The 11,369-nt window shown below is 73.6% G+C and carries 9 protein-coding genes; 5 read left to right on the top strand and 4 right to left on the bottom strand.

Features of this window, described 5'->3' with window-relative positions:
• Nucleotides 1-192: 192 nt before the first annotated feature.
• Entirely contained in the window at nt 193-918 is a 726-nt protein-coding gene (locus tag ACFWPI_RS26865; protein ID WP_063350686.1) for a DUF4097 family beta strand repeat-containing protein, read from the top strand.
• A 105-nt stretch (nt 919-1,023) separates the two neighbouring features.
• Here the strand turns inward: ACFWPI_RS26865 and ACFWPI_RS26870 are convergent, their stop codons facing one another.
• The 4 genes from ACFWPI_RS26870 to ACFWPI_RS26885 form a co-directional block, all read right to left on the bottom strand.
• Complete coding sequence (locus tag ACFWPI_RS26870) at nt 1,024-1,674, bottom strand: hypothetical protein (protein WP_363374723.1); 651 nt, start codon at nt 1,672-1,674, stop codon at nt 1,024-1,026.
• 221 nt (nt 1,675-1,895) lie between these two features.
• Nucleotides 1,896-2,570 (bottom strand): response regulator transcription factor, encoded by a 675-nt coding sequence (locus tag ACFWPI_RS26875; RefSeq protein ID WP_063350685.1) that lies wholly within the window; start codon nt 2,568-2,570, stop codon nt 1,896-1,898.
• A complete protein-coding gene (locus ACFWPI_RS26880) occupies nt 2,567-3,910 on the bottom strand; it encodes a sensor histidine kinase (RefSeq protein ID WP_063350684.1) in 1,344 nt (447 codons plus the stop codon). Before ACFWPI_RS26880 ends, ACFWPI_RS26875 begins: the two co-directional genes overlap by 4 nt.
• A 241-nt stretch (nt 3,911-4,151) precedes the next feature.
• Nucleotides 4,152-6,341 (bottom strand): MMPL family transporter, encoded by a 2,190-nt coding sequence (locus ACFWPI_RS26885; protein ID WP_380378366.1) that lies wholly within the window; start codon nt 6,339-6,341, stop codon nt 4,152-4,154.
• Between the two features lie 415 nt (nt 6,342-6,756).
• Between ACFWPI_RS26885 and ACFWPI_RS26890 the strand changes: the two genes are divergently transcribed.
• The 4 genes from ACFWPI_RS26890 to ACFWPI_RS26905 all read left to right on the top strand — a co-directional run bounded on the left by ACFWPI_RS26890 (nt 6,757) and on the right by ACFWPI_RS26905 (nt 11,233).
• Complete coding sequence (locus ACFWPI_RS26890; protein ID WP_380378368.1) at nt 6,757-7,881, top strand: DegT/DnrJ/EryC1/StrS family aminotransferase; 1,125 nt, start codon at nt 6,757-6,759, stop codon at nt 7,879-7,881.
• A gap of 96 nt (nt 7,882-7,977) precedes the next feature.
• The gene (locus ACFWPI_RS26895) at nt 7,978-8,922 is read left to right on the top strand and encodes an NAD(P)-dependent oxidoreductase (RefSeq protein WP_063350681.1); all 945 of its coding nucleotides are present in this window, start codon (nt 7,978-7,980) and stop codon (nt 8,920-8,922) included.
• Between the two features lie 12 nt (nt 8,923-8,934).
• The gene (locus tag ACFWPI_RS26900; RefSeq protein ID WP_380378370.1) at nt 8,935-10,014 is read left to right on the top strand and encodes a hypothetical protein; all 1,080 of its coding nucleotides are present in this window, start codon (nt 8,935-8,937) and stop codon (nt 10,012-10,014) included.
• A 253-nt stretch (nt 10,015-10,267) separates the two neighbouring features.
• The gene (locus tag ACFWPI_RS26905) at nt 10,268-11,233 is read left to right on the top strand and encodes an excalibur calcium-binding domain-containing protein (protein ID WP_380378372.1); all 966 of its coding nucleotides are present in this window, start codon (nt 10,268-10,270) and stop codon (nt 11,231-11,233) included.
• Nucleotides 11,234-11,369 lie beyond the last annotated feature (136 nt).

Here is an 11,369-nt window from a genome sequence, read left to right on the forward strand (position 1 = left end):
GGGTGGGCCCAGGTGGACACGGGTGGGGGTGGGGGGAGCGGCGCCGGGGGGCTGGCTGGAGTCGCTTTAGGGGGGTTAATACCACCGACCGGGGCCACCACGTGCGGTTACTGTCGTCGGGACGGCTCCGGACGGGGGCGGTCATCAGGGGCTATCGCGCAACAAGCAGCGCAGGACACATGGGGGACGAACATGGGCAGGTACCACCGTTTCGCGGGGGCTCTCGTGGTCGCCGGGGTCTCCGCCGGGGTGCTCAGCGCCTGCAACCCGATCGGGACCAACTTCACCGACGACGCCACCGTCACGGACAAGATCACCGGCATCCGGCTGGACAGCGACGCCGGGGAGGTGACCGTACGCGGCAAGGCCGGCGCCACCCAGGCCGCCGTCCACCGCAACATCACGTACCGGAGCGGCAAGCCGGGCGCGAGCACCCGGGTGGACGGCGGCGTGCTGGTGCTCGGCGGCTGCGGACGCAACTGCTCGGTGGACTACACCGTCGAGCTGCCGCCGGGGCTGCCGATCACCGGGGGGACGTCGGCGGGCGGGATCAAGCTCACCCAGGTCGGCGACGTCTCGGTGCACACCAGCTCCGGCGACATCACGCTCGACGACGTGGCCGGGCCGGTCGACGTGCGCACCGACAACGGCGAGATCAAGGGCACTTCGCTCAAGGGTGACCGGGTCAGCGCCAAGACCGACAACGGCGGGATCAAGCTCACCCCCGGCAAGGCCCAGAACATCACGGCGAAGACCTCCAACGGCGAGATCAACGTGACCGTGCCGACCGCCTCCTACCACGTCACCGCCTCGACCGACCTGGGCGAGAAGCACATCGGCGTCCAGAACGACCCGAACGGCCAGTACAAGCTGGACCTCGGGACGAACATCGGCGAGATCACCGTCAAGACGGGCTGACCCACCCGGTCGACGGGGCCGCCAAGGGGGCGCCGTGACGGCCGAGTTCGCCCCCCCAGCGCGGTCGCCCGGCCCCGCCGGTGGGCCTGGCGGGGCCGGGGGCGGTCAGAGACCGACCTGGACCTCGGCGCGGTGCCGGATGTACTCGTCGGGGTGCGCCCTCGCGATGGCCACCGCGGCCTCCACCAGGGCGTGCAGCCGCGACGGGTAGGCACGCGGCACGAGGGGCAGCCCGGGGAGGATGCAGCGCCGCACGTCCAGGTCCTCGTTGGCGACGAACTCCCGCAGGGCGGCCTCGTACCAGGCGTCCCGCACGGTCGAGCCTTCGTCGGCGGCGGCCGTGCTGCGGCCGTCCCCGACCGACAGGGACGTCCAGTACCAGGCCCGGGCGGCGCCGGCGCGCTCGGTGTCGGTGCCGGTGTGCAGGTAGCCGAGCAGGGTCAGCCGGACCCGGCGCTGGCCGAAAGCGAGCAGGGCCGGCTCGACGAAGCGCCGGTTGAAGCTCGGGTTGGGGTCGTAGATCGCCGCTTCCAGCAGTGCCTCGAAGTACTCCTCGGGCAGGTCGGTACGCCCGGAAAGCGCCTTGTGGACCTCCCACCGGGCCGCGCTCGGGAAGTCCGCCCCGTGCGCGGCCTCAGCCCCGAGCAGGCGGAGCAAACGCGTCAACCGCAGGTCGAACTCCTGCGATCCGTCCGCCGTGCGCCCGGGCAACGGCTGGAGAATCCGCACCTCGCCTGCCGTGTCCTTCGTTTCCACGAACACCCTCCTCATCCTGAGTCATCGGCAGACTACTCGCTGATACACCAGTTCGGAGGTCGTTTTCGGGCAGGCTGGAATTCAGATCACCGACATATGGCCGGAGTTTGACGGTCGCTCAGCCCTGCTACCGGCGCAAACCAGGCGAGTTGGACGGGACGGGCCGACGGACCGGCCGACGGACCGGCCGACGGATGAGCCGACGGGCGGGCCTTCGCCGGTCAGGCCGGACGGCCCGGCGGGACCAGGCCGGACTGGTAGGCGATCGCGACGAGTTGGGCCCGGTCCCGGGCGTCCAGCTTGGCCATCGCGCGGTGGACGTGGGTGCGGACGGTGAACGGGCTGACGAACATCCGCTCGGCGATCTCCTCGTTGGTGAGCCCGGTGGCGGCCATCGACATCACCTCGCGCTCGCGCGCGGTGAGCACGGACAGCCGCTCGGAGGTGCCGCCGGCCGCCGGATCGGGCTGGGCGAGGAGCTGGTCGATGACGGCCCGGGTGGCGGCGGGCGAGAGCAGGGCGTCCCCGGCGGCGACGGTGCGGACGGCCGCGAGCAGTTCCGCCGGGTCCGCGCCCTTGCCGAGGAAGCCGCCGGCGCCGGCCCGCAGTGCCTGGGCCACGTACTCGTCGATCTCGAAGGTGGTGAGGATCAGCACCCGGGTGCCGGCCAGGTCCTCGTCGCCGCAGATGGCGGCCGTCGCACCGAGGCCGTCGGCGCCGGGCATGCGGATGTCCATCAGGACGATGTCGGGGCGGGTGGCGCGGGCGAGTTCGACGGCCTGGTGGCCGTCGGCGGCCTCGCCGACCACCTCCATGTCGTCCTCGGCGTCGATCAGCACCCGGAACGCACCGCGCAGCAGCGCCTGGTCGTCCGCGAGCAGTACCCGGATGGTCATGCGTGGTCCTTGTCTACTCGAACGGCACGGTCTTCCCGGCCGGCACGGTCTACTCGAACGGCACGGTCTTCCCGGCCCGCACGGTCCGCCCGTACGGCGCTGTCACCGCGACCGGCACAGCCACCGCGACCGGCGCTGTCGTCCCGGGCGCCGGTGCGCAGCGGAAGTTCGGCGGTGACCAGGAAGCCGCCGTCGGGCCGGCTGTCGGCGGTGAGGCGGCCGCCGACCGCGCCGGCCCGTTCGCGCATGCCGATCAGTCCGAAGCCGCCCTCGCCGGGGGCCGGATGAGGCAGCAGGGCCTGCCGGGGGCGGGCGCTGGTCGGCGGGCGGCCGTTGGCGACGCTGACGGCGACCCGGCTGCCGCTGTAGGCGAGGGTGATCTCGGCGCCGGCGCCCTGGGCGTGCTTGGCGACGTTGGTCAGGGACTCCTGGACGATCCGGTAGGCGGTGAGGTCCACGCCGGGCGAGAGCGCGCGGGCCTCACCCTCGACGGTGAGCCGCACCGGCAGGCCGGTGCGTTCGAAGGCGTTGATCAGCTCGGGGAGCCGGTCGAGGCCGGGAGCCGGTTCGAGCGGGGCGGGCTCCTCGGCGCGGCGCAGCAGGCCGACGGTGGCGCGCAGTTCCTGGAGCGCGGAGCCGGTGGCGTCGGTGATGTGGCTGAGCACCTCGCGGGCCTGGGTGGGGTGGCGGTCCATGAGGTAGACGGCGATGCCGGCCTGGGCGTTGGCGAGGGCAATGTGGTGGGCGACGACGTCGTGCAGGTCGCGGGCGATCCGGATCCGCTCGTCGGCGACCCGGCGGCGGGCCTCCTCCTCGCGGGTGCGTTCGGCGCGTTCGGCGCGTTCCTCGATGGCGGCGAGGTGGGCGCGGCGGTTGCGGATGGAGTCGCCGAGGGCGCCGGGCAGCAGGGCCCAGGCGAGGACGCCGAGCCGTTGGCCGATCGGGCCGCCGCCGTCGCCGATCAGCGAGGTGCCGGTGAGCAGGACGGCGGAGGCGATCGAGGCGCGCAGGGCGGTGGCGCGGTCGGTGCGGACGGCGAGGAAGTAGAGGGCGAGCAGCAGCGGGGTGGCCAGCCCGGGGGTGAGGCGGGGGGTGGTGAGGATGAGGGCCATCGTGCAGATCAGCGTGATGACGACCACGGTCCGCGGGTGCCGGCGGTGGGCGAACACGGTGACGGCGGAGGCCAGCGCGATGGTGGCGCTGAGCGGCCTGAAGGAGATGACGTGGCCGGTCTGGTCGACGGTGACGCCGAGGCCGGTCATCGCGATCAGCACGGCGCCGCCGACGGCGTCGAGCAGCCGGGGGTGGTCGCGGCGCAGCCGCTGCCAGGTGTCGCTCATCGTGGTGCTCTCCGGGTCGGGGGTGCCCTGGCGGCACCCTCGCCGGGTTCTGCCAGTTCGTGCCGAACCGCGCCCTGCCGGGCGGGGTGGGCCGGGTCGGGGGCCGCCGTGTGCGTGGCGGACCCCGACAGCAACGGTAACGGTAGGGATCGAACCATTGTCCGGGCCGGGGCCCGCCCCGTGGATCGGGACGGGCCCCGGCTGGTCCGCAGGGGGGTCGACGGGGGCTTGAAGACACGCCCTAGACGCCGACGGACTCCCGGACCGGGGCCGGTTCGGGGGCGGCGGTCTGCAGCTTGCTGCCCTCGACGTCGATGTCCGGTATCAGCCGGTCCAGCCAGCGCGGCAGCCACCAGGCGCGGCGGCCGAGCAGGGCCAGGACGGCCGGGACGATGGCCATCCGGACCACGAAGGCGTCGAAGGCGACGGCCGCGGCGAGGCCCAGGCCCATCATCTTGATCATCGGTTCGCCCATGCCGATGAAGCCCGCGAAGACGGCGATCATGATGAACGCGGCGGCGGTGACCACCCGGGCGTTGTGCCGGAAGCCGGTGACGATGGCCTCGTCGGGCTGCTCGCCGTGGACGAAGCCCTCGCGGATCCGGGTGACCAGGAACACCTCGTAGTCCATGGCGAGGCCGAAGACCACGCCGACCATGAAGATCGGCATCATGCTCATCACCGGGCCGGTCTGTTCGACGCCGATCAGGTTGGCCAGCCAGCCCCACTGGAAGACCGCGACGACCGCGCCGAGCGCGGCGGCCACCGAGAGCAGGAAGCCGAGCGCCGCCTTCAGCGGGACGAGCACCGAGCGGAACACCACCAGCAGCAGGACGACGGCGAGGCCGACGACCACCGCGAGGTAGGGCACCAGCGCGTCGGTGAGCTTCTGCGAGACGTCGATGTTCATCGCCGTCGTGCCGCTGACCAGGACCGTCGCCCCGGTGCTCGTCTTGAGGCCGGCGGCGTGGCCGCGGATCGCCTGGACCAGGTCCTTGGTCTCCGCAGCGCTCGGACCGGTGGACGGGACGGCGTTCAGCAGGGCGGTGTCCCCCGCCTTGTTGAACATCGGCGGGGTGACGGAGACCACGCCGGGCAGCCCGGAGACCGTCTTGGCGACCTCGCTCGCGGCGGCCTTCGGATCGGGCGTGCCCTTGACGTCCACCATGACGGTCAGCGGCCCGTTGAAGCCGGGGCCGAAGCCCTCGGACAGCAGGTCGTAGGCGCGGCGCTGGGTGGTGGAGGTCGGCTTGGACTCGTCCCCGGGCAGGCCGAGCCGCAGGTCGAGCGCGGGGGCGGCGAGCACCCCGAGGCCGATCACGCCGCCGAGCAGCACCGCGAGCGGGCGCCGCAGCACGAACTTGGCCCAGCGGGAGCCGCCGTTCTCCTTCTTCGGCTGGACGGTGCCCTTGCGGGCCTTGCGGGGCAGCACCCGGCGGCCGATGAAGCCGAGCAGCGCGGGGACCAGGGTGAGCGCGACCAGGACGGCGATGACCACCGTGCCGGCCGCGGCCATGCCCATCTTGGCGAGCATCGGGATGCCGACCACCGAGAGCCCGGCCAGGGCGATCACCACGGTGAGTCCGGCGAACACCACGGCGGAGCCGGCGGTGCCGACGGCCCGGCCGGCCGCCTCCTGCGGGGTGTGGCCCTCGGCGAGCTCGGCCCGGAAGCGGGAGACGATGAACACGGCGTAGTCGATGCCGACCGCGAGGCCCAGCATCATCGCGAGCGTGCTGGTGGTGGAGGACAGGCCGAGCGTGCTGCCCAGCCCGGTGATCAGGGCCATGCCGAGGCCGACCCCGATCACGGCGGTGAGCAGCGGCAGGCCCGCGGCCACGAGTGAGCCGAAGGTGATCACCAGGACGACCGCGGACAGCGCCATGCCGATCATCTCGCTGCTGCCGCCGGCCTCGGGCTTGGCCATCAGCGCGTTGCCGCCGACCTCGACCTTGAGCCCGGCGTCCCGCCCGTGCTGGGCGGCCTGTTCGAGGGCATCGGTGGCGCCCTTGGACAGCTCGCCCGCCTTGACGGAGTAGCTGACGGTCGCGTACGCGGTGGTGCCGTCCTTGGAGACGGTGTTGGCCTTGAACGGGCTGACCGCGCCGGTGACCTCGTCGGCGTGGGCGAGCTCGGCGACCGTCCGCTCCACCGCCTGCTGGTTGGGCTCGGCGGTGATCTTCTGCCCGGACGGGGCGACGAACACCAGGCGGGCCGAGGCGCCGTCGGCGTGGCCGCCGGGGAAGCGCTCGTTCATCAGGTCGAAGGCCTTCTGCGCCTCCGTACCGGGCATCGCGAAGCCGTCGTCGGGTGCGGCGGGCGCCTTGGCCGCCAGGACTCCGCAGACCGCCAGCACGGCGACCCAGAGCAGGGTCACCAGCCGGCGTCGGACGAAGGCCCAGCGGCCCAGGCGGTACAGGAACGTGGCCACGGAAGAGTGGACTCCTTCGGATCTCGGTCAGAGTGCGCACCGCGGCCGCCCCGGCGCCTTTCGGCGCGGACCGCCCGCAGCATGACCCATCCTTGATCGCCGACCCCTCCTCCGTCGTCGTCCCTGCGCAGGCCGTTTGCGTACTGCGGACGCAGTACGGACTCTCCCCGGACGGCGGAAACGCATCAGCTGTGGCGGGAGCAGTCGGGCGCACTCCCGGCGGCGGCGACGGGACGGCGACGGGGGCAGCGGCAGCGCGGCGACGGGGCCGGGCGCCGTCACCCGGGCGGGCGGCGACGACGGGCCGCGGCCCGGCGGGCGAAGTAGCGTGATGTGCCAGGCCCGACCCTTTTCCTGTGGTTCGGACCCATCTGACCCGATCGGTGCTGACCCCAGCCCGCCGCCGGAGGTGCCCATGGGCGTTCCAGCCGCCCGCATCGTGTTCGACGAATCCGACCGCGCGGCCGTCGCCGAGGCGGTGATGGAGATGCTCACCACCGGCGCCCTCACCCTGGGCCCGTGGACCGAGCGCTTCGAGCAGGCCTTCGCCGCCGAGCACGGCGCCTCGCACGCCGTCGCGGTGAGCAGCGGCACCGCGGCGCTGGAGGTGATCCTGCGCACGGTCGACGTCCGGGGCCGCGACGTCGTCGTGCCGGCCGTCACCTTCTACGCGACCGCCGGCGCCGTCCTGCACGCCGGCGGGCGCCCGGTGATCGCCGACGTCGACCCGGCCACCCTGGCGCTCTCCCCCGAGACGCTGGAGGCGGCCCTCACCCCGGATACCGCAGCCGTCGTACTCGTCCACATCGGCGGACTGATCACCCCGCGGGTCGAGGAGCTGCGCGCGCTCTGCGACCGGCACGGCGTCCCGCTGGTCGAGGACGCCGCACACGCCCACGGCAGCAGCCTCGACGGGCGCAGCGCCGGGACGTTCGGCCTGGCCGGGGCCTTCTCGTTCTACCCGACCAAGGTCACCACCAGCGGCGAGGGCGGCCTGGTCCTCACCGAGTCGCCCGAGCTGCGCGACGAGGCCCGCACCTACCGCGACCAGGGCAAGGGCTCCTTCACCACCAACCACCACGTCCGGCTCGGCCACGCCTGGCGGATGAGCGAGCTCAGCGCGGCCGTCGGCGCCGTGCACCTGCGCCGGCTCAAGGAGTTCATCGAGACCCGCCGGGCCGTCGCCCGCCGCTACGACGAGGCACTGGCCGGGCTCGACGGCCTGGAGCCGGTGCTCGAACCGCCCGGCTGCCGCGGCAACTACTACAAGTACGTGGCGCTGCTGCCGCCCGGGGTGGAGCGCGCCGCGTTCAAGCGGGCGGTCGCCGAGGAGTACGGGGTGCGGCTGTCCGGCGAGGTGTACGACCTGCCGCTGCATCTGCAGCCCGTCCTCGCCCCCTACCGGCGCGGGCCGCTGCCGGTCGCCGAGGACGTCTGCGCGCGGCAGGTGTGCCTGCCGGTGCACTCCGACATGACCGGGGACGAGACGGAGCAGGTCATCGAGGCCGTCTCGGCGGTGCACCGGAGACTCGCCGGATAGCCGGGGCGGGGTCGACCCGACCAGGCGGGCGCGCCGAGGCGCTCGACACGGAGTTCGAGAAGGCGCTCGACACGGAGCCCGACAAGGAGAGAGATCGTGCGGATAGCCGTCACCGGGGGATGTGGATTCATCGGGTCACACGTCGTGGACCACCTGCTCGCGGCCGGCCACGACGTCCTCGCGGTGGACACCACCGACAAGTACCTCAACCCCGACGCCGAACACGCCCGGCTCGACATCCTCGACCTCGCGGCCCTCACCTCCGCGCTGGCCGGCAGTGAAGTGGTGTACCACCTCGCCGCGATGGCCGACGTCGAACAGGTCTCCGCCGACCCGGTGCGGGCCGTGCGGACCAACATCGACGGCACCGAGGCCGTCCTGGAGGCCGCCCGGCGCAGCGGGCTGAGCCGCACCGTGCTGGCGAGCACCGTCTGGGTCTACGGCGCCGCTCTCACCGACGATCAACTCGACGGCGGGGAACAGGAGTTGGACGAACACGTGCCGATCGAGCTGGAACACAGCGGCCACCTCTACGTGGCCACCAAGCTCGCCGCCGAGATGCTGGTGCACAGCTACCGCGAGCTGTACGGACAGCACTTCACCATCCTGCGCTACGGCATCCCGTACGGGCCCCGGATGCGCGACGAACTGGTCGTCGCCCGGTTCGTCCAGGCCGCGCTCACCGGGCGGCCGATCACCATTGCCGGCGACGGGCGGCAGAGCCGCAACTTCGTCTACGTCGAGGACCTCGCCGACGCCCACGTCCGGGCCCTGTCCCCCGCCGCCGAGGACCAGACCTTCGCCCTGGAGGGCTCCACCGCCGTCTCGGTGCGCGACATCGCCGACACCGTCGACGACCTGCTGGGGCCGGTCTCGATCGAGCACATCGACGGCCGCAAGGCCGACTACACCGGGCGGCGGATCTCCTGCGCCCAGGCCAAGCGCCTGCTCGGCTGGTCTCCGCACACCAACTTCGCGGACGGCGTACGGAGTTACGCCGACTGGTACCGGGCCGCCGCAGCCGCCTCCGCCGCCTCCTGAGCGGGCCGCCCGATGCCGCACGCCCTGCTCGTCTCCGGCTCCCTCGGCCAGGGCCACGACGTGATGGCCCAGGCCTGCGCCGACACCCTGCGGGCCCGCGGCTGGACCACCCACACGGTCGACGCGATGGCCCTGCTCGGGGAGCGCTCCGGCGCCGCCGGGGAGGCCGTGTTCCGGCGGCTGCTCGACCTGCCCGGCGTGTACGACGCCTTCCACTTCTCGGCGTTGCGGCCCGGCGCCCGGCTCGCGCTGCTCGCCGACGCGGCCGCCCGCAGCCGGCTCGTCCCGGCCCTGCGCCAACTGGTCGCGGCGCAGCGGCCGCAGCTGGTGGTCTCCGTGTTCGCCACCGCCACCTCGGCCGTCAACCGGCTGCCGCAACGGGACTTCCGGCACTTCGTGTTCTGCACCGACGTGACACCGCACCGGCTCTGGGTGCAGGAGGGCACCGACCTGTTCCTGGTCACCTCCGAGGTCGCCGCCTGCGCCGTCCGCCGCTACCGGCCGGACGCCGCCGTCACCGTCCTGCCCGCTCCGCTGCGGGAACCGTTCTACCGGCCGCCCGGCCGGGCCGAGGCGCGTGCCGAACTGGGCGTCCCGGCGGGCGGGCGGTGCGTCCTGCTGATGTCCGGCGCCTGGGGGCTCGGACCGCTCGCCCGCACCGCCGCCTCGCTCGCCGCCGCCGGTCCGCACGTGCTCGCCGTCGCCGGGCGCAACCGGGAACTGGAACGGCGGCTGCGGGCCGCCGCCCGCCGGGAGCCGCGCCTGCACCCCTTCGGCTACACCGACCGGGTCCCCGCCCTGATGGCCGCCGCCGACCTCGTCGTCACCAGCTCCGGCGACACCTGTAGCGAGGCCCGCGCCCTCGGACGGCGACTGCTGCTGCTCGACGTCGTCCAGGGCCACGGCCGCGACAACCTCCAACACGAGCTGGAACTCGGCCACGCCGACGTCGCCTCCGCGCACCCCGCCGAGGTGGTCCGCAACGCCCTCGCCGCCCTCGCCCGCCCAGCGCCCACCCCCTCCCCCGGCGCCACCCCGGAGCGCTGGCGCACCGGGTTCACCGCGGCCCTGGCACAGGTGGGGCTGGCGTAGCCGAGCGCCGGGGCGAGCCATACGGGAGTCCCGGCCGGGGTGGAGCCGTGCACCCGGGCGGGGGCCGGGGCCGGAGTTCGCTACCTGGCGCATACCTGTTCCATACGAGTCCTTTACACTCTCCGAAGCCTCCGGACGGCCCCGGACAGCGGCCTCGCCCGCCGGCAGCGGCGGCCGTCCAGCCCAGGCCGGAGCACCCACCCCGGGGTGCCGCTCTCCCCGGGGACACACTCCTGCTCGAAGGAACCCCCTCGTGACCCCCGACCCGCACCGGCCGCCCGGGCCCCAGGCCGTACCGCCCCGCACCACGGCCAACCGGCTCGTCCGAGCCGCCGCCCTGCTGTTCGTACCGCCGCTCGCCGCGATCTGGCTGTGGCGCTCCCGCCGCCTGCACGTCGCCGCCAAGGTGGCGCTGACCTTCTGCTGCCTGATCGGCTCGCTCTTCTGGTTGGGCGTCATCACGGGGCCGAAGCCGGAGAAGGCGCAGCCGGTCGCGGCCCCGGCGACGACCGCCGCTCCGGCTCCGGCCGCTACGGCTACGGCTACGACGGCGGCCACCCCGGCCGACGCCGGGTCCCCGACGCCGACCCTGAGCGCGACTCCGACCCCGAGCGCGACTCCCACTCCCACTCCGAGCGCGACTCCAACTCCGAGCGCCGTGTCGGGTGTCATGCCCGACGTCGCCCAGCACACCGCCGGGGAGGCGCGTGCCCTACTGGTGGCGGCCGGTGTCGCAGCCGACCGGATCCAGGAGCACAGCCGCTACCTGGACCTCGTGCTGCCCGCCGACCACGACGCCTGGGTGGTGTGCGCGAACGTGCTCCAGCCCGGGAGCAAGCTGTACCCGGCGGCCTCTCCCGCGCTCCAACTGGTGAAGCCGGGGGCTTCGTGCCCGGCGGACCGGTACGCGGCGCTCTACGCGGACGAACGCAACGACCCGTCCAGCCCGAACCACCAGGGCAACGCCGGCGGCAGTTCCACTGGCGGGTCGTCGGGCGGAACGTCAGGCGGAACGTCAGGCGGAACGTCAGGCGGAGGCTCGGACGCGAACTCGGACGGGGCGTCGGGCGGCGGTTCCCAGGGCGGTGCCGGCGGCAGCGCCTACTACAAGAACTGCGACGCGGTGAAGGCCGCCGGCAAGGCCCCCCTGCACCGGGGCGACCCCGGGTACCGGTCCGGCCTGGACCGCGACAACGACGGCGTCGCCTGCGAACGCTAGAAGACGCCGAGCAACGCCACACGGCGAAGCCCCGCCTCGGTCGGCGGTTTCTAGGGGTCGTTGCAACACGTGGTCGGTTTGATCAGGCCGCGAGCAGTTTATGCAGGCGCTCGGCTGGGGTTTCCCAGTCGAGCGT

The sequence above is a fragment of the Kitasatospora sp. NPDC058492 genome (assembly GCF_042720685.1).
In the GTDB taxonomy this organism is placed as follows: Bacteria; Actinomycetota; Actinomycetes; order Streptomycetales; family Streptomycetaceae; genus Kitasatospora.

Bases quoted from the DNA above. Each gene is read 5' to 3' on its own strand.
- ACFWPI_RS26865 (WP_063350686.1), top strand. From the start codon at position 193: ATGGGCAGGTACCACCGTTTCGCGGGGGCTCTCGTGGTCGCCGGGGTC.
- ACFWPI_RS26875 (WP_063350685.1), bottom strand. From the start codon at position 2,570: ATGACCATCCGGGTACTGCTCGCGGACGACCAGGCGCTGCTGCGCGGT.
- ACFWPI_RS26880 (WP_063350684.1), bottom strand. From the start codon at position 3,910: ATGAGCGACACCTGGCAGCGGCTGCGCCGCGACCACCCCCGGCTGCTC.
- ACFWPI_RS26890 (WP_380378368.1), top strand. From the start codon at position 6,757: ATGGGCGTTCCAGCCGCCCGCATCGTGTTCGACGAATCCGACCGCGCG.
- ACFWPI_RS26900 (WP_380378370.1), top strand. From the start codon at position 8,935: ATGCCGCACGCCCTGCTCGTCTCCGGCTCCCTCGGCCAGGGCCACGAC.